Origin of the sequence: Microlunatus capsulatus, from assembly GCF_017876495.1 — a bacterium.
Lineage (GTDB): Bacteria > Actinomycetota > Actinomycetes > Propionibacteriales > Propionibacteriaceae > Microlunatus > Microlunatus capsulatus.
The window spans coordinates 1,762,306-1,783,351 of the sequence record NZ_JAGIOB010000001.1; the positions used below are offsets into that span (position 1 = coordinate 1,762,306).

21 protein-coding genes are annotated in these 21,046 nt (G+C 73.7%); 9 read left to right on the top strand and 12 right to left on the bottom strand.

All coding sequences use genetic code 11. The features are described from left to right. Window positions 1-15 precede the first annotated feature (15 nt). A complete protein-coding gene (locus JOF54_RS08170) occupies window positions 16-819 on the bottom strand; it encodes an SDR family NAD(P)-dependent oxidoreductase (protein WP_210054613.1) in 804 nt (267 codons plus the stop codon). Between the two features lie 123 nt (window positions 820-942). Between JOF54_RS08170 and JOF54_RS08175 the strand changes: the two genes are divergently transcribed. From JOF54_RS08175 to JOF54_RS08195, 5 genes are all read left to right on the top strand, one after another. Then, window positions 943-1,719, top strand: coding sequence for an SDR family oxidoreductase (locus tag JOF54_RS08175; protein WP_210054615.1), 777 nt, complete (start codon window positions 943-945; stop codon window positions 1,717-1,719). Between the two features lie 91 nt (window positions 1,720-1,810). Further along, complete coding sequence (locus JOF54_RS08180) at window positions 1,811-3,415, top strand: phospholipase D-like domain-containing protein (RefSeq protein WP_307803963.1); 1,605 nt, start codon at window positions 1,811-1,813, stop codon at window positions 3,413-3,415. A 58-nt stretch (window positions 3,416-3,473) separates the two neighbouring features. Beyond that, window positions 3,474-3,878, top strand: a complete 405-nt coding sequence (locus JOF54_RS08185) for a hypothetical protein (RefSeq protein WP_210054617.1) — start codon at window positions 3,474-3,476, stop codon at window positions 3,876-3,878. 52 nt (window positions 3,879-3,930) lie between these two features. After that, window positions 3,931-4,263 carry an ArsR/SmtB family transcription factor gene (locus JOF54_RS08190; RefSeq protein WP_210054619.1) on the top strand — a complete coding sequence of 111 codons (333 nt, stop codon included), beginning with the start codon at window positions 3,931-3,933 and terminating at the stop codon, window positions 4,261-4,263. Then, window positions 4,260-4,787: an SRPBCC family protein gene (locus tag JOF54_RS08195; RefSeq protein WP_210054621.1), complete on the top strand. Its 528-nt coding sequence runs from the start codon at window positions 4,260-4,262 to the stop codon at window positions 4,785-4,787. The genes JOF54_RS08190 and JOF54_RS08195 overlap by 4 nt, the downstream gene beginning before the upstream one ends. A gap of 14 nt (window positions 4,788-4,801) precedes the next feature. Here the strand turns inward: JOF54_RS08195 and JOF54_RS08200 are convergent, their stop codons facing one another. The 4 genes from JOF54_RS08200 to JOF54_RS08215 all read right to left on the bottom strand — a co-directional run bounded on the left by JOF54_RS08200 (window position 4,802) and on the right by JOF54_RS08215 (window position 8,363). Beyond that, window positions 4,802-5,194: a universal stress protein gene (locus JOF54_RS08200; protein ID WP_210054623.1), complete on the bottom strand. Its 393-nt coding sequence runs from the start codon at window positions 5,192-5,194 to the stop codon at window positions 4,802-4,804. A 70-nt stretch (window positions 5,195-5,264) separates the two neighbouring features. Next, window positions 5,265-6,761: a tripartite tricarboxylate transporter permease gene (locus JOF54_RS08205; protein ID WP_210054625.1), complete on the bottom strand. Its 1,497-nt coding sequence runs from the start codon at window positions 6,759-6,761 to the stop codon at window positions 5,265-5,267. A gap of 40 nt (window positions 6,762-6,801) precedes the next feature. Further along, window positions 6,802-7,356, bottom strand: coding sequence for a tripartite tricarboxylate transporter TctB family protein (locus JOF54_RS08210; RefSeq protein WP_210054627.1), 555 nt, complete (start codon window positions 7,354-7,356; stop codon window positions 6,802-6,804). Further along, entirely contained in the window at window positions 7,353-8,363 is a 1,011-nt protein-coding gene (locus JOF54_RS08215) for a Bug family tripartite tricarboxylate transporter substrate binding protein (protein ID WP_210054629.1), read from the bottom strand. The genes JOF54_RS08210 and JOF54_RS08215 overlap by 4 nt, the downstream gene beginning before the upstream one ends. A gap of 177 nt (window positions 8,364-8,540) precedes the next feature. Between JOF54_RS08215 and JOF54_RS08220 the strand changes: the two genes are divergently transcribed. Next, on the top strand, window positions 8,541-9,254 hold the full coding sequence (locus JOF54_RS08220) for a hypothetical protein (protein ID WP_210054631.1): 714 nt from the start codon (window positions 8,541-8,543) through the stop codon (window positions 9,252-9,254). Between the two features lie 87 nt (window positions 9,255-9,341). Here JOF54_RS08220 and JOF54_RS08225 read toward each other — a convergent pair whose 3' ends face one another. Further along, window positions 9,342-10,037, bottom strand: a complete 696-nt coding sequence (locus tag JOF54_RS08225) for a YoaK family protein (RefSeq protein WP_210054633.1) — start codon at window positions 10,035-10,037, stop codon at window positions 9,342-9,344. A gap of 99 nt (window positions 10,038-10,136) precedes the next feature. Here JOF54_RS08225 and JOF54_RS08230 point away from each other — a divergent pair, with 99 nt between their 5' ends. From JOF54_RS08230 to JOF54_RS08240, 3 genes are all read left to right on the top strand, one after another. Next, complete coding sequence (locus JOF54_RS08230) at window positions 10,137-11,189, top strand: aldo/keto reductase (RefSeq protein ID WP_210054635.1); 1,053 nt, start codon at window positions 10,137-10,139, stop codon at window positions 11,187-11,189. Window positions 11,190-11,239: 50 nt separating this feature from the next. After that, entirely contained in the window at window positions 11,240-12,178 is a 939-nt protein-coding gene (locus JOF54_RS08235; RefSeq protein WP_210054636.1) for a homocysteine S-methyltransferase family protein, read from the top strand. Between the two features lie 131 nt (window positions 12,179-12,309). Continuing rightward, the gene (locus tag JOF54_RS08240; protein ID WP_210054638.1) at window positions 12,310-14,343 is read left to right on the top strand and encodes a PhoX family protein; all 2,034 of its coding nucleotides are present in this window, start codon (window positions 12,310-12,312) and stop codon (window positions 14,341-14,343) included. Window positions 14,344-14,571: 228 nt separating this feature from the next. On the opposite strand, the gene JOF54_RS08245 is transcribed toward JOF54_RS08240, so the two are convergent. The 6 genes from JOF54_RS08245 to JOF54_RS08270 all read right to left on the bottom strand — a co-directional run bounded on the left by JOF54_RS08245 (window position 14,572) and on the right by JOF54_RS08270 (window position 20,886). Further along, the gene (locus JOF54_RS08245; protein WP_210054640.1) at window positions 14,572-15,225 is read right to left on the bottom strand and encodes a LutC/YkgG family protein; all 654 of its coding nucleotides are present in this window, start codon (window positions 15,223-15,225) and stop codon (window positions 14,572-14,574) included. Further along, complete coding sequence (locus JOF54_RS08250; RefSeq protein ID WP_245358013.1) at window positions 15,222-16,787, bottom strand: LutB/LldF family L-lactate oxidation iron-sulfur protein; 1,566 nt, start codon at window positions 16,785-16,787, stop codon at window positions 15,222-15,224. Before JOF54_RS08250 ends, JOF54_RS08245 begins: the two co-directional genes overlap by 4 nt. Window position 16,788: 1 nt before the next feature. Next, window positions 16,789-17,586, bottom strand: coding sequence for a (Fe-S)-binding protein (locus tag JOF54_RS08255; RefSeq protein WP_210054642.1), 798 nt, complete (start codon window positions 17,584-17,586; stop codon window positions 16,789-16,791). An 81-nt stretch (window positions 17,587-17,667) separates the two neighbouring features. Next, the gene (locus JOF54_RS08260) at window positions 17,668-18,495 is read right to left on the bottom strand and encodes a carbohydrate ABC transporter permease (RefSeq protein ID WP_210054644.1); all 828 of its coding nucleotides are present in this window, start codon (window positions 18,493-18,495) and stop codon (window positions 17,668-17,670) included. Beyond that, a complete protein-coding gene (locus JOF54_RS08265) occupies window positions 18,495-19,430 on the bottom strand; it encodes a carbohydrate ABC transporter permease (RefSeq protein ID WP_210054645.1) in 936 nt (311 codons plus the stop codon). The genes JOF54_RS08260 and JOF54_RS08265 overlap by 1 nt, the downstream gene beginning before the upstream one ends. Window positions 19,431-19,542: 112 nt before the next feature. Beyond that, window positions 19,543-20,886, bottom strand: a complete 1,344-nt coding sequence (locus tag JOF54_RS08270) for an ABC transporter substrate-binding protein (protein WP_210054647.1) — start codon at window positions 20,884-20,886, stop codon at window positions 19,543-19,545. Window positions 20,887-21,046 lie beyond the last annotated feature (160 nt).

The following is a 21,046-nucleotide window of genomic DNA, read 5'->3' on the forward strand; positions in this document are numbered from 1 at the left end:
TCCAGGGGTGGGGCGTCAGCCTAGCGAGTCCTCCGCGAGCCCCCGGTACGCGGCGCTGGGCACCTGGGTGGCCAGCTTGCCGCCGCTGACGTCGACCAGGGTGCCGGTGATGTAGCCGGCGAGGTCGCTGGCCAGGAAGCAGAGCAGGTTGGCCACGTCCTGGGCCTGGCCCCAGCGGCGCAGGCTCAGCGTGTCCAGCTTGGCCGACTGCTCGTCGGCCGGCAGGTCGGCGAAGCCGTTCATCGCCGTCGGGATCATCCCGGGCGCGTAGGAGTTGGCGGTGATGCCCCAGGGCCCCAGCTCGCCGGCGATGGTGCGGGTGAACTGGACGACGGCGGCCTTCGACGCGGCGTAGGCCGAGGAGCCGATGCTGGGCACGATCGCCGCGAAGGAGGCCGCGTTGAGGATCCGGCCGGAGCGCTGGGCCTTCATCACCGGGGCGACGGCGCGGCAGGTGGTGAAGGTGCCGCGGACGTTGACCTCGAAGCAGCGGTCCCAGGCGGCGGCGTCCAGCTCCTCCAGCCTGCCCTCGACGTTGATGCCCGCGTTGTTGACCAGCACGTCGACCCGGCCGAAGCGGGCGACGGCGTCGTCGACCACCCGCTGCACGGCGTCGCCGTCGCGGACGTCGGCCGTCGCGGGCAGCACCGTCGCGCCCTCGGCCTCGAGCCCGGCGACCACCTCCTCGACCTCGGCGGGCACCAGGTCGAGCGCCACCACCCGGGCGCCGTCGCGGGCGAAGGTCTCGGCGATGGTGCGGCCGATCCCCCGGCCGGCGCCGGTGACGAGGACGACGCGGTCCTGCAGGTCGATGAGCACGTGGGGACTCCTGGGGACGGGCCGGCGGGGCCGGCGGCGGTGGCGACGGGGCGGTGCGGGAGAGTGGTCCGCACCCTAGTCCTGCGCCGGTCGGCCGCCGCGGGCAGCGTCGAGAGGACCTCCGTGAGCACTGCTCCCACCCCCTCCGGGAACGGCGAGGGCGCCGTCCGCACCGTCTGGGTGACCGGCGCCGGCAGCGGCGTCGGCCGCGCCGTCGCGGTCTCGGCCGCCCGCGCCGGGGCCCGGGTCGTGCTGACCGGCCGCCGCCCCGACGCCCTGGCCGCGACGGCCGCCCTGGTCCGCGACGTCGGCGGGCAGGCCCTGGAGCTGCCGGCCGACACCAGCCGCGAGGACCAGCTGCAGGCGGCCTGGGAGACCCTGGGCTCGACCTGGGGCGCCCCCACCGACCTCGTGCTGTCCGCCGGGCTCAACCACCCGCGGCGGTACTGGCGCGACCAGACGATGGCCGACTTCCGGGCGATCGTCGACACCAACCTCACCGCCGCCGCGATGGCGGTCGACCTCGCCCTGCCGGGCCTGCGCGCGGCCGGCGGCGGCGTCGTCGTCTTCGTGTCCTCGGTCTCGGGCTGGCAGTTCTCCCCGGACGCCGGGGTCGCCTACAGCGCCAGCAAGACCGCGGTCGGCTCGCTGGCCGCGCACCTCAACGCGCAGGAGAACCGGAACGGGGTCCGCGCCTGCAGCGTCTGCCCCGGCGACATCGACAGCGACTTCCTGAGCCTGCGGCCGGTCGTGCCCGGGGAGGGCGACCGGGTGGCCATGCTGAGCCCGGAGGACGTGGCGCGCACCGTCCAGTTCGTCCTGGACAGCCCGCCGCACGTCTGCGTCGCCGAGCTCGTCGTCACCCCGACCAAGAAGGACCCGGCCACCGCCGGTCGCTAGGCGGGCCGCGGGCGCACCGGGCGCTGTGGTGACCGGGGTCCGTCCCGGCCTAGGGTGACCGCGTGACGGCGACGGCGGGGCGGGCGTAGCGGTGGCGCTGGACCCCGCGGACTGGCTGCTCAGCCAGGAGGAGCGCGGCAACCCGCGCACCACGCTGGACGACGCCCACCCCGACGACACCGCCTGGTCCACGGGGAACCAGGTCCGCCCGCTCGTGCACGGCGCCACCTACTTCGCCGAGCTGGCGGAGAAGATCGCCGCCACCGGCCCCGGCGACCTCGTCTACTTCACCGACTGGCGCGGTGACGCCGACGAGCGGCTGACCGGGGAGGCGGGCAGCGAGGTCGAGACCCTGCTCTCGGCCGCCGACCGACGCGGCGTCGACGTCCGCGGCCTGGTCTGGCGCTCGCACTGGGACGCCCTCTCCTTCTCCGGCGCCGAGAACCGCACCCTGGGCGAGCGGCTGCAGGCCAACGGCGCCGAGGTGCTGCTGGACATGCGGGTGCGGACGGGCGGCTCGCACCACCAGAAGCTGCTGGTCATCCGGTACGCCGCCCGCCCGGCCGACGACGTCGCCTACGTCGGCGGCATCGACCTCTGCCACTCCCGGCGCGACGACGCCGGGCACGCCGGCGACCCGCAGCCGCAGCGGATGGCGGCCGTCTACGGGCCGACGCCCGCCTGGCACGACGCCCAGGCCGCGATCAGCGGACCCGGCGTGCACGACGTCGAGACGGTGTTCCGCGAGCGCTGGCTGGACCCGACACCCCTCAGCCGGCACCCGCTGCAGCGGCTGCGGGACCGGCTCTCCGGCGACGACACCAGCCCCGACCCGCTGCCCGCGCAGGCCCCGCCGCCGCCCCCGGTGCCCGGCGGCACCCACGTCCTGCAGCTGCTGCGCACCTACCCGGACCTGCGGCACGGGCGCGACCACCCGTTCGCCCGGGGTGGTGAGCGCAGCGTCGCCCGCGGCTACAGCAAGGCGCTGGCCCGGACCGACGAGCTGGTCTACGTCGAGGACCAGTACCTGTGGTCGCAGGAGGTGGCGCAGGCGTTCGCCGACGCCCTGCGCCGCAGCCCGCGGCTGCACGTCGTCGCCGTGCTCCCCCAGCGCCCCGACCAGTCCTCCCCGCTCTCCCGGGTCCCCCAGGACCTCGGCCGCCAGGCGGCGGTCCGGCTGATGGAGGAGGCGGGCGGGGACCGGGTCTCCTTCTACGGGCTGGAGAACCACGCCGGGACCCCGGTCTACGTGCACGCCAAGATCTGCGTGATGGACGACTGCTGGGCCACCATCGGCTCGGACAACTTCAACCGCCGCTCCTGGACCCACGACTCCGAGCTGTCCGCGGTCGTCGTCGACACCGAGGGCGGCGACCACTCGGCCTACGCCCGCCGGCTGCGGCTCACCCTGGCCGCCGAGCACCTCGACCGGGCGGTGGACGACGCCCCGGTCGAGCAGGTGATGGCCGACTGCGTCAGCGCCGAGGGCATGGCCACCGCCTTCGCGACCTCCGCGGCCCGGCTGCAGGCCTGGCACGACGGCGGGGAGGCCGGTCCCCGACCGCCCGGCCGGCTCGTCCCGCTGCACGTCCCCCGGGTCGGCCGGCTGACCCGGGCGTGGGCCTGGCCGCTCTACCGGGCGGTGCACGACCCCGACGGCCGGCCCCGCGCCCTGCGCCGCAGCGGCGGGTTCTGACCCTGGTCCGCGGGCGGTCGGCGGCCCTACGCTGAGGCCACCGTCCGGAAGGAGTCCCGTGGCCCTCCGCCTGCTCACCGGGGCGCTCGTCGCCGCGCTGGTCACCGCCGTGATGTTCGCGCTCAAGGCCGCCACGATCGCCCGCGGGGCGGACCCCTTCGACGACCCTCGGGTCAACGCCTTCTTCTTCGCAGGCCTGGTCGCCCTGCTCGTCACCGCCGCGCTGACCGGCGCGGCCCTCGCCCGCCGGCCCGGACGCCGCGGCCGGCTGGTCGCCGCCGGCCTCGGGCTCGTCGTCGGGGCGCTCGGCGGCGCCCTGGTCGCGCTGGCGGCCGGCGCGCTGCTCCCGGCCGGCGGCTCGTGGGTGTGGGGCGAGGTCAACCTCTGGGTCATCGCGCTGCTCGCCCTGGCCGCCGTGCTGGTCCTCCGCGCCCGGGCGGGCCGTCCGGAGCGGACGACCTGACCACCCCTGCATAAGCGTTGACTTATGCAGCGTGTGCTGCTGCACTGGTCCCGTGCACGCGCTCGACGTCCTCGGCGACCCCGTCCGGCGACGCCTGCTCGAGCTGCTGCGCGACGGCGAGCAGGCGGCCGGGGAGCTCGGCGGGCGGGTGGGCGAGGAGTTCGGGATCTCCCAGCCGGCCGTCTCCCAGCACCTCCGGGTGCTGCGGGAGGCGGGCCTGGCCCGCGTCCGCGCGGTCGGGAACCGCCGGCTCTACGTCCTGGAGCCGGCCCCCCTGCAGGAGGTCGACGCGTGGCTGGAGCCCTACCGGGCGCACTGGGCGCACCGCCTGGACGCCCTCGACACCGAGATCCGGCGAGGACGCCGGGACAGGAGCACCCCGTGAACCAGACCCGCACCACCCCGGCCACCGGCCACCCGCTCGGCCGCCTCGGCGCCGTCGTCCGCGAGGGCGGCGCGGTGCTGCTGCGCTTCGAGCGGCTCTACGACGCCCCGGCCGCCGACGTCTGGTCGGCCCTCACCGACCCCGGGCGGACGGCGCGCTGGATCGGCTCCTGGACCGGGGACCCGGCCAGCGGGTCGGTGCTGCTGTCGATGACGGCCGAGGAGGGCGCCCCGGGCGAGCGCGTCCAGGTGGACCGCTGCGAGCCCCCGACCCGCCTCGACGTGACGATGGGCACCGCCGACGGGCCCTGGCCCCTCACCGTGCGGCTCACCGAGGAGGCGGGCCGAACCCGGCTGCTGTTCACCCACCGGCTGGCCGAGCCGTACGACGCGAGCGCCGTCGGCCCGGGCTGGCACTACTACCTGGACCGCCTGGACGCGGCGCTCGAGGGCACGCCCGTGCCCGACGACTTCACCGCCTACCACCCGGCGCTCGCGGAGTCCTACCCCGTGCCCGCGGCCTGACCGCGGGGACCGGCTCAGGCCTTGACGGCCATCACCGGGCGGTGGACGGTGAGCAGGATCCGGCTGGCGGCGCTGCCGAGGATGAGCTTGCCCACCGGCGTCCGGCGGCGCAGCCCGATGACCACGAGCTCGGCGTCGACCTCGTCGGCGATCCGGTCGAGGTCCTCGGCGACGTCCTGGCCGTCGCTGGCCTGGCGGAGCTCCGCCTCGACGTCCAGGGCGTCCAGCTCGGCCAGCAGCGCGGCGACGGCGCCGTCCTGCAGGTAGCGCTCGTCCACCAGGGCGTCCCCGCGGGTGGTGTTCACCACCACCAGCCGGGTCCCACGGAAGCGGGCCTCCTCCACGCCCTTGGCCAGGGCCGCGCGGCCCTCCGGGCTGGGCACGTAGCCCACGACGACGGCACTCATCCCCCGACCTCCTCCTGTCCCCGCACCGCAGGACCTCGTGCGCTCACCGCAGGACCTCCTCCCGACCCCGTCACACCAGGGCCTCCTTGCGCCGGCGGGTCAGCTTCAGCAGCGGCGGCAGGACGACCGCCAGCAGCGCGACCAGCAGCACGACCCGGCTGAACCAGGAGTCCACCAGCGTCGAGAGGTCGCCGTCGCTGATGGCCAGCGCCCGCCGCAGGTTGGTCTCGGCGATGGGGCCGAGGATCAGCCCGATCACCGCCGGCGCCACGGGCCAGCCGAAGCGCCGCATCGCGAAGCCCAGCAGGCCGAGGACCAGCAGGATGACCAGGTCCAGCGGCTGCGCGTTGACCGCGTACGAGCCGAGCGAGGCGAACAGCAGGATGCCGGCGTAGAGGTAGGGCCGCGGGATCTTCAGCAGCTTCACCCAGATGCCGACCAGCGGCAGGTTGAGCACCAGCAGCATGACGTTGCCGATGAACAGCGAGGCGATCAGCGTCCAGACCAGCGCCGACTCCGTCGTCAGCAGCGTCGGGCCCGGCTGGATGCCGTAGCCCTGGAAGGCCGCGAGCAGGATCGCCGCGGTCGCCGAGGTCGGCAGGCCGAGGGTCAGCAGGGGCACCAGCACGCCCGCGGCCGCCGCGTTGTTGGCCGCCTCCGGACCGGCGACGCCCTCGATGGCCCCGCGCCCGAACTCGTCGGGGTGCTTGGTCAGCCGGCGCTCGGTGGCGTAGGAGAGGAACGTCGGGATCTCGGCCCCGCCCGCCGGCAGCGCGCCGAAGGGGAAGCCGAACGCGGTCCCGCGCAGCCACGGCTTCCAGGAGCGCTTGAAGTCCTCCTTCGTCATGAAGGAGCCCTTGGAGCTCATCACCTCCACCGGCCCGTGCCGGAGCCGGGAGGCGACGTGAAGGGCCTCGCCGACGGCGAACAGGGCGACGGCGACGATGACGACGTCAATGCCGTCGGCCAGCTGCGGCAGCCCGAAGGTGAAGCGCTGCTGACCGGTCAGCAGGTCGGTGCCGACCAGGCCGAGGAACAGCCCGACGCAGAGCGAGGCGAGCCCGCGCAGCGGCGAGGAGCCCAGCACGGTGGCCACCGCGAGGAAGGCCAGCAGGGCCAGCGCGAAGTAGTCGGCCGGGCCGATCGAGATGGCCAGCTCCACCACCGTCGGGGCCACCAGGGCCAGCAGCAGGGTCGCGATGGTGCCGGCGACGAACGAGCCGATCGCCGCGGTGCCCAGGGCGGCCGCACCCCGGCCGGCCTTGGCCATCCGGTTGCCCTCGAGCGCCGTCATGATCGAGCTGGACTCACCGGGGGTGTTCAGCAGGATCGACGTCGTCGAGCCGCCGTACATGCCCCCGTAGTAGATGCCGGCGAACATGATGAACGCGGCCGTGGGCTCCAGCACGTAGGTGATGGGCAGCAGCAGGGCGACCGTCATGGCCGGGCCGATGCCGGGCAGCACGCCGACGGCCGTGCCCAGCAGCACCCCGAGCAGGGCGAAGAGCAGGTTGAGCGGGGTCAGGGCCTGGCCGAAGCCGTTGAGCAGCTCGTTGAGCGCCTCCATCAGCCCTCACCGCTCCCGGTCCGGTGCCCGGCGCCGGCGCTCACAGCCACGCCGTCGCGAGCTCGAGCAGGACGCCGCCGGGCAGCACGACGCCCAGGGCCTTGACGAACAGCAGCCAGACGACCACCGAGGTGATGCCGCCGGCCACCAGCGGGCGGACGATGCCGCGGGCGCCCAGGGCCCAGGCGACCACGCCGAACATGGAGGTGACGGCCAGCGGCCAGCCGACGACGTTGATGAGCAGCGCGTGGGCCAGGAAGGCGACGGCGATGATGGCGACCGCCCGCCACGAGGTGGGGGCGTCGGGGTCGATGTCCTCGCCGTCCTCCTCGGGACCGCGGTCGCCGCGCAGGATGCGCAGGGCGAGCACCGCGCCCACCACGACCGTCGCCGCCCCCACGAGGTAGGGGAAGAACCGCGGGCCGACGGTGTTCGAGGAGCCGGGGACGGCGATCCCGCGGGCGTCGAGGAGCAGGTACGCGCCCAGGACGACCAGCAGGACGCTGAGCGCGAGCTCGCCGCGGCGCGGGCCGCGCACGGGCGGGTCGGCGACGACGGGGTCGGCCGCCCGCTCGCTGGCCGGCGGGGCGCTCACGTCAGCCCGATGTCGGACAGGATCGCTTGCACGCGTTTCTCCTCCTCGGTCAGGAAGCCGGCGAACTCCTCCCCGGGCAGGAAGACGTCGTCGAAGCCGTTCTTGGCCAGCACGTCCCTCCACTCGGGGGTGTCGTGCGCCTGGGTGACCAGGTCGGTCAGGGCCGTGCGGGCCTCGGGCGTCAGCCCCGGGTGCGACATCAGCCCGCGCCAGTTGGACAGCACGACGTCGAAGCCGGCCTCGGAGATCGTCGGGACGTCGGGGACCTGGCCGGAGCGCTGCTCGCTGGACACGGCCAGCCCCTTGAGGTCGCCGGACAGCACCTGCGGCCCGTACTCCCCCACCCCGGAGATGCCGGCTGCGACCTTCCCGCCCAGCAGCGCGGCCAGCGACTCGCCGCCGCCGGAGTAGGCGATGTAGTTGATCCGGCGCGGGTCGACCCCGCCCGCCCCGGCCAGCAGCCCGGCCAGGATCTGGTCGGTGCCGCCGGCCGAGCCGCCCGCGACGGGCAGCCCGCGGGTGTCGCCCTTCCAGGCGCCGACGAAGTCCTCGAGGGTGTCGTAGGGCGAGTCCCCCGGGACGACGACGATCTCGGCCTCGCCGACCAGGCGGGCGATCGGCGTGACGTCGGTGAGCTTGACGGCGGACTTGTTGGTCTCGACGGCGCCCACCATGACCAGGCCCATCATCATCAGCAGGGCGTCGTCGGACTCGCGGCTGAGCTGGCCGAGGCCGATGGTCCCGCCGGCCCCCTCGACGTTGAACACCTGCACGTTGCGGGCCAGCCCGGTGGAGCGGATGACCCGCTGCAGCAGCCGGGCCGTGGTGTCCCAGCCGCCGCCGGGGCTGGCCGGAGCCATGATCCGCAGCCGGGAGAGGTCACCGGGCCGGGCGACCGTGCCCGCGCACCCGCTGAGGGCCAGCGCCGGCAGGGCCAGCGCACCGCCCAGCACGCTCCTGCGCGTCAGCGTCATCGTCTCCCCGCCCTTCGACCCCGGTGTCGCCACGGACGCTACACCGCCGCGCTGACGAGGGGGAACACCGACGTCCCCGCACATATGTGCGTCCTGCCGACCGTTCTCCGGCGCGCCCCGGCCGGCCGCCCTACGCTCGACCGCGCTCCCCTCCACCCACGCCCCCCGGCGCCGGTGCGGTCCGGGGACGCGACCCTCGAGGAGTTCTCTGTGCGCTCGCCCCTGCCCGCCCTGACCGCCGCCGCCGTCGGCCTGGTCCTGGCCGCCTCCGCCGTCCTGCCCGCCTCCGCGGCGGCGTCCGGCACCATCGCCGTCCCGGACGACTTCGTCCCCGCCCTGTCCGACACCCGGGCGACCGGCCACTACGAGGTCGTCGGCACCGGGCTCCGGGTCTGGACCACCGGCGCCACCGGCACCGACAAGGTGGCCGAGTACGTGGCCACGTCGACCCCGCTGGCGGACGTCGGCGAGCCGTCGCTCGACTTCACCAACACCGCCGGTGGAGTCCCTGGCTTCCAGCTGGTCGTCGACTTCGACAACGACGGCACCCGCGACGGGATCCTCGTCGGAGAGCCCGTCTACGGACAGGACTGGTGGCTCAACAACGCAGCGAAGACCTTCGTCAAGGCTGGCGCCCCGGTCACCGGAGGCGGCTCCGGCTCCGACTGGCACGGCACCCTCGACCAGTGGCGCACCGCCTTCCCGACGGCCACCGTGCAGGCCTTCGGCTTCTCGCTGGGCAGCGGCGTCAAGGGCGACGGCGTCCTGAATGCGATCAACTTCGCCGGCACCCGCTACACCTTCGCGAAGCCCGTCGTGCTGACGAGCAAGGAGCAGTGCAAGAACGGCGGCTGGGCCACCAGCACCAAGCCGGTCTTCGCCAACCAGGGCGCCTGCGTCAGCTCGTTCGCGACCGCGAAGTAGTCAGCCGGACCGACCGGTCAGCGCCGGTGGTGGCCAGGACGACCACCGGCGCTGACAACCCGGCCGGGCGTGGGGTGACGGCCGGGGTCAGGCCGCGCCGAGCGCGTCGAGCCGCCGGGCCCGGCCCAGCAGCAGGACGCCCACGAGCATCACCGCGCCCGCCAGCAGCAGCGCGTAGGGCCCGCCCAGGTAGCGGGTGACCGCCGCCGCGGCCAGCGCTCCGAGGCCCATCGTCACGATGGCGCCCACCCGGCGCAGCCAGGCCTCGCCGCGGCCCCCGCCGGCCCGGCTGTCGGTCGAGAGGTTGACCATCGTCATGGTCACCACGACCGTCGAGAGGTCGCGGATGCCGACCTGCTTGACCCCGGCCGCCTGCGCGCCCAGCAGCAGCGCCAGCAGCCCGGTGATGACCACCATGACCGGGGTGCCGATCCGGCCCAGCGCCAGCCACGCCGCGCCGAGGGCCAGCACCAGCACCGTGCTGGCCAGCAGCATCACCAGCGTCCGCCGCCGCAGCCGCGCCCGCGGGCCGGGTCCGCCGCAGAGCCGGCCGCCGAGCACGGCGCCCAGCATGAAGGCCAGCAGCGCGACGAGGTTGTTGACCAGCGGGATGTCGGCCACCCCGACGAGGCCGAAGCCGATGAACAGCACGTTGCCCGTCATGTTGCCGGTGAAGACGCGGTCCAGGGCCAGGTAGCTGACGGCGTCGATGGCGCCCGTCGCGGCGGTCAGCACCAGCAGCGCCCCCTCGTACGCGCGCTGCGGCCAGGGTCGGTCGGTCATGCCGGGGCTCCTCCGGACGGCGTCAGGTCGCGGTCACCCTACGGCGCCCGCCCGGGACCCTGGTCGGGCGTCCGCGCGGGCCGTTCCTAGACTCCGGCCATGGACTACCGCCAGCTCGGCCGCTCCGGCCTCCGCGTCTCGACCATCACCCTCGGCACCATGGGCTTCGGGGGCAGCGGCTGGGCCGCCGCCGTCGGGCAGATCGACGTCGAGGGCGCCAAGCGCCAGATCGGCCTGGCCCGCGACGCCGGGGTCAACCTCTTCGACACCGCCGACGTCTACTCCAGCGGCACCTCCGAGGAGATCCTCGGCGCCGCGCTCGGCTCCGCCCGCGACGAGGTCCTCGTCGCCACCAAGGTGCGGATGCCGATGGGCGACGGGCCGAACGACGCCGGGCTGTCCCGGCACCACGTCATCCGGGCCGCCGAGGCCAGCCTGCGCCGCCTCGGCACCGACCACATCGACCTCTACCAGGTGCACGAGTGGGACGGCCACACCCCGCTCGAGGAGACGCTGCACGCGCTCGACACCCTCGTCCAGTCGGGCAAGGTGCGCTACGTCGGCTGCTCCAACTACGCCGCCTGGCAGCTGACCAAGGCGCTCTGGACGGCCGACAAGCACGGCTACCAGCCCTTCGTCAGCCAGCAGGTCTACTACTCCCTGCAGGCCCGCGACATCGAGAACGAGCTGGTGCCGCTGGCCGTCGACCAGGGCCTCGGCATCCTGGTCTGGAGCCCGATCGCCGGCGGCCTGCTGTCCGGGAAGTACCGCCGCGGCGTCGACGCCCCGGCCGGCAGCCGGCACCTCGGCGAGTGGAGCGAGCCGCCCGTCCACGACGAGGACAAGCTCTACGACACGATCGAGGAGCTGGTCGCGGTCGGCGAGGCGCACGGCGTCTCGGCCGCCCAGGTCGCGCTGGCCTACACGATCGCGAAGCCGGCCGTCACCTCCGTCATCGTGGGCGCCCGGACCGAGGAGCAGCTGGCCGACAACCTCGCCGCGGCCGAGCTGACCCTCACGCCCGAGGAGATAGACCGGCTGGACGCCGTCAGCGCGCAGCCGCTCCCCTACCCGTTCTGGCACCAGGCCGCCACCTCCGGTGACCGGCTGAGCCCGGCCGACCTCACGCTGCTGCAGCGCCACCTGGGCTGAGCGCGCTCCCCGTCCTCGTGGAGCCTCCCCGGCTCTGCTAGGACGGGGGCGTGAGCACCACCGCCACCCCGGGCCTGCGGCCCGCGACCCACCCGACCGTCACCGACGGCGGGCTGGAGACCGACCTGGTCTTCCACGCCGGCGTGCCGCTGCCCTTCTTCGCCGCCTTCCCGCTGCTCGACGACGAGGGGGGCCGGGCGCTGCTGCGGACCTACTACCGCGGCTACGCCGAGGTGGCCCTACGGGCCGGGGTGGGTCTGCTGCTGGAGACGCCGACGTGGCGCGCGAACCCCGACTGGGGCGCGCGCTTGGCCGTCGACGCGGCCGCGCTGGCCCGGACCAACCGGGCGGCCGTCGCGTTCCTCTCCGACCTCGGCGGGGACTACGCCGCCCGGCTGCCGGCCGTCACCGTCAGCGGTGTGCTGGGCCCCCGGGGGGACGGCTACCGGACCGACGGCGCCGTCGACCCCGACGAGGCCGCCGACTACCACCGCCCGCAGCTGGCCGCCTTCGCCGAGGCCGGCGCCGACCTGGCCGACGCCCTCACCCTGACCACGGCGGGCGAGGCGGTGGGCGTCGTGCGGGCCGCCCGCTCGGTCGGGCTGCCCGTCGCCGTCTCCTTCACCCTGGAGACCGACGGCCGACTGCCCGACGGCAGCCTGCTGGCCGACGCGGTGGAGGAGGTCGACGCCGACGGCGGCCCCGACTTCTTCCTCCTCAACTGCGCGCACCCGCAGCACGTGCTGCGCGCGCTCGCCGAGCCCGGGGGCTGGCAGGCCCGGATCCGCGGTCTCCGCTGCAACGCCTCCACCGCCAGCCACGCTGAGCTGGACGAGGCCGAGCAGCTGGACGAGGGCGACCTGGACGTCTTCGCCGCCGGCCACGACGCGATCCGCTCCCGGCTGCCCTGGCTGACCGTGCTGGGCGGGTGCTGCGGCACCGACGTCCGCCACGTCGCCCGGCTCTGGGGTGTCGAGCCGCCGGGCTGAGCAGCGGGACGGTCGGCGGCAGGGCTTCACCGCGAGGTCGCCCGGGGGACACCGGCACGACACCTGACCCCGCCAGGCTCCTAGCCGTCCAGCCCCTCGGCGACCGTGTCGCCGGTGACCGACGGAGACCCATGCAAACCCTGCCCATGCTCGGCCAGACCCACGGCAACCGCAGCGCGGTGACCTGCCACCTCAAGTGCGACAGCGCGTGCGCGCACCCGGCGCCCAACACCTCCGACGCCCCCAGCTTCCGCGACGTGGCCAGCACGCAGCTGAACCGGCGCACGCTGCTGGTCGGCGCCGGCGCCCTCGCAGTGACCGCGGGCCTGCCGACGCTGGCCCCGCAGCACGCCGTCGCCGCGCCGGGGGCCGCCGCCGGTGCGGCCGCCGTCGGCCGCCGCGCCCCGCGCACCCCGCTCGCCTTCGACCCGATCGCCTCGGTGGCCGACACCGTCGACGCGGTGACGGTGCCGAAGGGCTACCGCTGGAACACCATCCTGCGCTGGGGCGACCCGCTGTTCCACACCTCGCCCGCCTTCGACCCGGAGCACCCGGACGCCGAGGCGCAGGAGGAGCAGTTCGGCTACAACAACGACTACCTGGACATCCTGGTCACCGACCGCCGCGGCCGCGAGGCCCTGCTGGTCTGCAACCACGAGTACACGAACCGGGCGATCATGTTCCCGCCGACCGCCGACGACGCGGCCGAGGCCGAGGTGCTGCGGACGCTGATGGCCGCGCACGGCATGAGCGTCGTGGACCTGCGCCGCGGCGGCAAGGGCCGCCCGTGGCGCTACGTCCGCGGCGGCGAGCACAACCGCCGGATCACCGCGAACACCGTCTTCCAGCTGACCGGCCCCGCCGCCGGCAGCGAGCTGGTGCGCACCGCGGCCGACCCGAGCGGCACCCGGGTCAAGGGCACCTTCGGCAACTGCGCCGGCGGCACCACCCCGTGGGGCACGGTGCTGTCGGGCGAGGAGAACTTCAACGGCTACTTCCGCGCCGACCCGGCCGCGAAGGGCTCCAAGCGCTACGGCCTGACCGACACCCCGAGCGTCTACGGCTGGGAGGCGATCGACCCGCGCTTCGACGCGCGCAGCGGTGACCACGTCAACGAGCCGAACCGCTTCGGCTACGTCGTCGAGATCGACCCGACGGACCCCGACTCGACCCCCCGCAAGCACACCGCGATGGGCCGCTTCAAGCACGAGGGCGCCAACGTCCAGGTCGGCCGCGACGGCACCGTCGTCGCCTACATGGGTGACGACGAGCGCTTCGACTACCTCTACAAGTTCGTCAGCCGCTGGAAGTACCGCACGGGCTCCAGCAAGGCCGCCCGCCGGCACAACCTGAAGCTGCTGACCGAGGGCGACCTGTACGTCGCCCGCTTCAGCGGCAGCCAGAAGCCGACGAACGACAACCTGGGCCAGGGGGCCTGGATCCCGCTGACGCTGGACGGCCGCTCGATGGTCCCCGGCTTCACGGTCGAGGAGGTGCTGGTGCACACCCGGCTCGCGGCCGACGTCGTGAAGCCGACACCGATGGACCGCTGCGAGGACGTCGAGCCGAACCCGCGCACGGGCAAGGTCTACGTCGCCTGCACCAACAACGACCGGCGCGGCACGGGCACCAACCCGGCGGTCGACGCGGCCAACCCGCGGCCGGCCAACAAGAACGGCCACGTCATCGAGATCACCGAGCGGCACGGCGACCCCGGCGCCACCTCGTTCGCCTGGAACCTGTTCCTGGTCTGCGGCGACACGGGCCAGGCGGGCACCTACTTCGGCGGCTACGAGGGCCCGGTCGCGCCGATCTCCTGCCCGGACAACGTCGCCTTCGACAACGGCGGCAACCTGTGGGTCTCCACCGACGGCCAGCCCAGCTCGATCGGCAAGAACGACGGCCTGTTCCGGGTGCCGCTGGAGGGCGAGGAGCGCGGGCGCGTCGTGCAGTTCCTCGCCGTGCCGACCGGAGCGGAGACCTGCGGCCCGGTCATCCACGACAAGGACGGCTCGGTGTTCGTCGCCGTGCAGCACCCGGGCGAGAACGGCACCTGGGAGGAGCAGGTCTCCTTCTTCCCGGACTACGTGGCGGCCGGCTCGCGGCCCCGCAAGGGCGCCTGGCGCGGTCCGCGCCCCTCGGTCATCCAGGTCACGCAGGACTGACCACCCGGTCGCGGCCCCGCCTCCGGGCGGGGTCGCGGCCGGCCCCGGCCGCCGTCCCGCGGCGCCGATCCTCACGATCGGCTCAGGGTGTCGTCCGAGCCCTCCCCACCGCTGTCCGCCGGTGCTACGTTCCGGCCATGAACAGAGGAATCATCGGGACCATCATCGGAGTGCTCGTCGTGATCATCCTCGTGCTGGTGATCATGCGCCTGGCCTGAGCCCGGGCGCTCACCCCTCGACGACGACCACCTCGAGGGTGCGGGGCCCGTGCACGCCCTCGACCCGGTTCAGCTCGATGTCGCTGGTCGCGCTGGGGCCGCTGATCATGGTCGTCGGACGGGTGAGGTCGAGCGCCCGCACGGCCTGCGGCACGTCGGCCACGACCTGGCCGGGCAGCACCACGCAGAGGTGGTAGTCCGGGATGAGGCTGGTGACCCGGCGGCCCTGGCCCGCGCTCCCGTCCAGCACGAGGGTGCCGGTCTCTGCCACCGCGACCGCGCAGGCCGAGAACACCCCGTCGGCGCCGTCGAGCGCGGCCACGGAGAGGTGCTGCTCCGGGCCCGGCCCGTCGGCCAGGACCTCCACGTCGTCGGCCAGGCCGGCCAGCCAGCGCGGCTCGGTCCCGGCCGGCACCACCAGCCGCCGCACCCCGCGCTCGCGCAGCGCCGTCGCGACCACGTCCGGCAGCTCGTCGGCCGAGCAGCGACGGACCAGCGCCTTGTAGTCCAGCAGCCGGTCCACCAGCCGCTCCACCAGCGCCTCGTGGTCGAGCTCCGACGTCGTCCGGTAGTCCCGCGCCAGCGTCGCGTAGGGCAGGTCGGGCGGCGGCGCGGCGGCGTGCGCCGCGCGGATCCGGGCCAGCACCTCCTCGCGCGCGCTCACGGCGCGCCCTCCGACCCGTCGGCGCCCGGCCCGTCGGCGCCCGGCCCGTCGGGCTCCGGTGCGGCGGACGCGTGCTCGGCGGCCCACCAGTCGCGGAAGGTCTGCTGCGGCGGGCGGCTGAGGTCGCGGGTCGCCGTCCACTGCGACGCCACGGGCAGCGGCACCTCGCCGATGACCCCGCGGCGCCGGCCGAGCACCCGCCCCAGCCGGCCGCTGCGCAGGGCCAGCGTCCACCGGGTGGGGTTGCGCATCACCCAGGCCGCCGCCGCCATGGCGGTCGCCTCCGCGCTGGGCACCCGGTGCTCGGCGGCGTAGGTCTCGGTGTGCTCGGCCCGCAGGTGGACCAGGATGCTCGGGATGTCGATCTTGACCGGGCAGACGTCGTAGCAGGCGCCGCACAGCGAGGACGCGTACGGCAGCGAGGCGTTGTCCTCGATGCCGGTCAGCTGCGGGGACAGGATCGCCCCGATCGGGCCGGGGTAGACCGAGCCGTAGGCGTGCCCGCCGGCCCGCTCGTAGACCGGGCAGACGTTGAGGCAGGCGCTGCAGCGGATGCAGTTCAGCGCGTCGCGCCCCTGGGCGTCGCTGAGCACCGCCGTCCGGCCGTTGTCGAGCAGCACGAGGTGGAAGGCCTGCGGGCCGTCCCCGGGCGTGACACCGGTCCACATCGAGGTGTACGGGTTCATCCGCTCCCCCGTCGACGAGCGCGGCAGCAGCTGCAGGAACACCTCGAGGTCCTGCGCGCGCGGGACCAGCTTCTCGATCCCCATCACGGTGATCAGCGTCTCGGGCAGCGTCAGGCACATCCGGCCGTTGCCCTCGGACTCGACGACGGCCAGCGTCCCGGTCTCGGCGACGGCGAAGTTGGCCCCGCTGACCGCGACCTTCGCGGAGAGGAACTTGCGCCGCAGGTGCCGGCGGGCCGCGGCGGCCAGGGCGGCCGGCTCGTCGCTGAGCTCCGGGTCCACGTCGGCCATCTCGCGCAGGAAGATCTCCCGGATCTCCGCCCGGTTGCGGTGGATGGCCGGGACCAGGATGTGCGAGGGCTTGTCGTGCCCCAGCTGGACGATCAGCTCGGCGAGGTCGGTCTCGAACGCGGCGATGCCCGCCGCCTCCAGCGCCTCGTTGAGCGCGATCTCCTGGGTGGCCATCGACTTGACCTTGACCACCTCGTCGGCGCCGGCGGCCCGGACCAGGTCGACGACGATGCGGTTGGCCTCCTCGGCGTCACGGGCCCAGTGCACGACGCCGCCCCGCGCCGTCACGGCCTCCTCGAGCTGGACGAGGTAGTCCGGCAGGTGGGCCATGGTGTGCACCTTGAGCTGGCGGCCCGCCTCGCGCAGCGCCTCCCAGTCGGGCAGCTCGGCGACGACGGCTGCCCGCTTGCCGCGGATGGTGCGGGTGGCCTTGCCGAGGTTGCGGCGCAGCTGGGTGTCGGTCAGCGAGCGGCGGGCGGCGTCGGGGAAGCTCTCGTCGCCGCGCAGGTGGCCGGTGCCGCGCGGCGAGGTGGGCAGGGCCGGCATGCCCAGCAGCACGGGGGACGAAGGACGGACCGCGGTCATCTCAGGCCACCGCCGTCGGGCCCGCATGCACGTCGGCCTCCTGGCCGCCCGGCGCCAGCACCATCGGCCGCTCCCGCGTCGCGGCGAGGATCTGGGCCAGGTGCACCGTCTTGGCGCCGGCCCGCAGCCGGGAGAGCCCGCCGCCGATGTGCATGAGGCAGGAGCTGTCGCCGGCGGTGCAGATCTCGGCCCCGGTGCTGCTCACGTGCCGCATCTTGTCGGCCAGCATGGCGCTGGAGGTGTCGACGTTCTTCAGCGCGAAGGTGCCGCCGAAGCCGCAGCACTCCTCGGCACCCGGCAGCTCGACGAGGTCGATCGCCTGCACGGCCTGCAGCAGCCGCAGCGGCTTGTCCCCCACCCGCAGCATCCGCAGCGAGTGGCAGGTCGGGTGGTAGGTGACGCGGTGGGGGAAGTAGGCGCCGACGTCGGTGACCCCCAGCACGTCGACCAGCAGCTCGGAGAGCTCGTGGGTGCGGGCGGCGACCGACGCCACCTGCTGCTGCAGGAGCGGGGAGCCGAAGCGCTCGGCCACGACCGCGTGCTGGTGCCGCACCGAGCCCACGCACGAGCCCGACGGCGCCACCACGGCGTCGTAGGGGGCGAAGGTGTCGGCGAAGCGCTGCACCAGGGGCAGTGCCTGCTCCTGGTAGCCGGTGTTGACGTGCATCTGGCCGCAGCAGGTCTGGTCGCGGGGGAACTCGACGGTGTGGCCGAGCCGCTCGAGCACGGTGACCGTGGCCCGCCCGACGTCGGGGAACAGCGCGTCGGCCAGGCAGGTGATGAACAGCGCGATCCTCATGGGCTCTGCGGTCAGCCTCTCGTGGTCCGGGGGTGCGGTCGAGCCTAGCCGCGGCACCGGAGGTCCCGGCGCCGCGGCGGGTCAGCCCTTGACGGAGCCGGCGGCCATGCCCTCGACGATCTTGCGGTTGAAGAAGACGAACATGACCAGCGGCGGGATCGCGACCAGCAGGATGCCCGCGAACAGCAGGTTGTACTGGGTGTTGAACTGGCTCTGGAAGTTGAACAGGGTCAGCTGGACGGTGGCGTTCTGGGTGCCCGGCAGGAAGTAGAGCGGGTTCTGGAAGTCGTTGTAGATCGCCACCGACTGCAGGATCACCACGGTCATGATCACCGAGCGCAGCACCGGGAAGATCACCTGGAAGAACGTGCGGACCGGGCTGGCGCCGTCCACCCGGGCGGCCTCGTCGAGCTCGCGCGGGATGCCGGCGATGAAAGCCCGGAACAGCAGGATGCTGAAGGGCAGCCCGAAGGCGATCTCGACGAGGATCAGCCCCGGCATGGTCTTGAACAGCCCGACGCTCTGCAGCACCCAGATCGTCGGCACGACGGCCGGGGGGACGATGAGCCCGGCCAGCACCAGCAGCCCGACGGCGACGTTGAGCTTGCCGGTCCGGCGCTGCAGGACGTAGGCGATCATCGAGCCCAGCACCACCAGCACGGTCACGCTCACCACGGTGAGGACCACCGAGTTGATGAACGCGATCACCATGAGGAAGTCCCGGGCCCGCACCACCGCGACGAGGTTGTCGAGCAGCACGAAGCGGGTCGGCAGGGTGAAGGCCAGGTCCGCGGCCTCCCGGACGCTCTTGCTGGCGATCGAGACCACGAACAGGAACGGGATGACGAACACGACGAAGGTGACCAGGATCGACGCCGACCCCAGCAGGGTGCCCCGCGCGTTCTTCATCAGCTGACCTCGTTCTTGTTGAGCCAGTAGGTGAGGGGCACGACGATCAGGGTCACGAGCAGGAAGAGCACCACGTTGCCCGCCGTCGAGAGGCCGAAGAACCCGGCCTGGTACTGCTTGTAGATCACCGACGCGATGACGTCGGAGGCGAACCCCGGGCCGCCGCGCGTCATGGACCAGATGAGGTCGAAGGAGCGCAGGCCGCCGATCAGCGAGAGCGTGATCACGCTCGCGGTGGCCGGCTTGGCCAGCGGCAGGGTGATCCGGCGGAAGACCTGCCAGCGGCTGGCCCCGTCCACCCGGGCCGCCTCGTAGTACTCCTGCGGGATGGAGACCAGGCCGGCGATGAAGATCACCGTGGCCAGCCCGACGCCCTTCCAGATGTCGACCAGCCCGATCGAGTAGATGGCGAGGTCGGGGTCGGTGAGCCACCCCGGCCCGCTCACCCCGACGGCGCCCAGCGCCTTGTTGACCAGCCCCCTCTCCGGGTCGAGCAGCACCGTGAAGGTGATGCCCACCCCGATGGTGCTCACGAGGACGGGGAAGAAGATCACCGAGCGCAGGTAGCCCCGGGCGATGATCTGCGACGTCAGCAGGACCGCCAGGGCCATCCCGATGACGACCTTCAGCCCCGAGGTCATGAACGCGTAGATGAGCGTGTTGCGCAGGCCGATCAGCAGCGCCTGCTCCTGGAAGAACGTGCGGTAGTTGTCCAGGCCGATCCAGGTGGAGGTGAACAGGTCCCAACGGGTGAAGGAGTAGTAGAAGGAGGCGAACGTCGGGATCACGAAGAAGAGCCCGTAGATCACCGCCCCCGGCAGGTAGAACCAGTAGGGGTAGGGCCCCGTCCGCCCGCGAGCGGTGGGGCTGGGCCGGGCACCCGGGCCGGCCGCCGCGAGCCGCGATGTGTCCGTGGTGCTGAGGGTGTTGGCCATGCGGGGCCTCTCGGGCTGGCGCCCCGCCGCCGGCCCCCGCGAGGGGGGCCGACGGCCGGGCCGGGCGGTCAGGACGGGCGGTCAGGAGCGGGCGGTCAGGAGCGGACCGGGGTCAGTCCCAGCCGGGCAGGCCCAGCTGCTGGGCCTGCTTCTTCACGTCGGCGTCGTAGAGGGCCGCGCCCTTGTCGCCGCTCTCCTGGCCGGTGCCCACCTGGATGCAGATCTGCTCCAGCGACGGGCCCTTGATCGGGGACTTGAACTCCAGCGCCGGGCTCACGTCGCCCGCCTCGAAGTAGGCGCTGGTGTCCTTGGCCACGGTGATCACGTCGTCCGGCAGCGTGCAGGTGCTGTTGAGGTACGGGCCGGTCGGCAGGGCGGCGCTGCTGACGGCGTCGCAGCCCGGCTGGGTCTGGGTGAAGGCCACGAACTTCTTCGCCGCCTCCAGCTTCGCGCCCTCGGTCGTCTTCGGGATGTAGAAGGCGTTGGGCGACCACACCGTGAGCGTGTTCTTGCCCGCGTCCTGGCCGGGCCAGGCGAACATCCCGACGTCGTTGGTCTTGCCGTCGGACAGGGCGTCGAGCCCGGCCGCGACGGAGCCGATCTGCGGGTAGTGGGCGGCCTTGCCGCTGGCGATGTCCTTGAGCCCGTCGTTGAACTTGGCCGAGGCGAAGTTCTTGTTGAAGTACCCGCCCTTGCTCAGCTCCTCGATGTGCTGGAAGCCCGCGAGCGCCGCCGGGGTGGTGGCGTACTTGGCCTGGCCGGCCGTGTACTGCTCGGCGAAGTCCGGGTTGGCGGCCTCGACGTTGGCGTAGTCGGCCAGGACCGGCAGCTGCGAGGTCCAGGTGTCGCCGTAGGTGGCCTCGACGGGGGTGATCCCGGCGGCCTTGATCTTGTCGTTGTTGGCCATGAACTCGTCCCACGTCTTGGGGATCTGCAGGCCCAGCTGCTCGTAGACCTTGGTGTTGTAGAGGACCCCGCCGCCGAAGGCCGTGCCGTTCGGCGCCCCGAAGAGCTGGCCGTCGACGGTGGTCGCGTCGACGAACACCTTGTCCAGCGTCGAGGCCCAGGCCTCGCCGGCCATCGGGACGAGGTTGGTCGTCGGCTTGAGCGCCGCCAGCAGGGAGCCGTTGTTGTAGGCGAAGACGTCGGACATGTCCTGGGTCGAGAGCTTGGTCTTGATCAGGTTGTCGCCGTCGGAGCCGCCGGGGCGGGACTCGGTCTCGACGGTGATCCCCGGATTGGCGGCCTGGAAGGCCTCGACGAGCTTGGCGGCGCTGGCCACGGTCGCGTCGTCGTTGCCGCCGAGCAGGTAGGTGAGGGTGACCGCCTCGCCGCCCTCCCCCGTGTCGGTGCTGCTGCCGAGGCTGCCGGCGCTGCAGCCGGCGGCGACCAGCGTGCTGGCGGTGGCCAGGGCCACGAACGCGAGACCGCGTCGGGCGGACGTGCTGAACCTCATGGGACCTCCGTGTGGGTGAGCGAGAGCTGACGGGGCCCGCGGGCCGACCGGCATCGTCGCCTGGATCGTTTCAAGCGAGGACGCTAGCGCAGCGACGGGTGCGCGTCAACAGGTTGGCGCGATCGTCACCGCGCCGCGATCCCGGCGGCAGCCGGTCGCG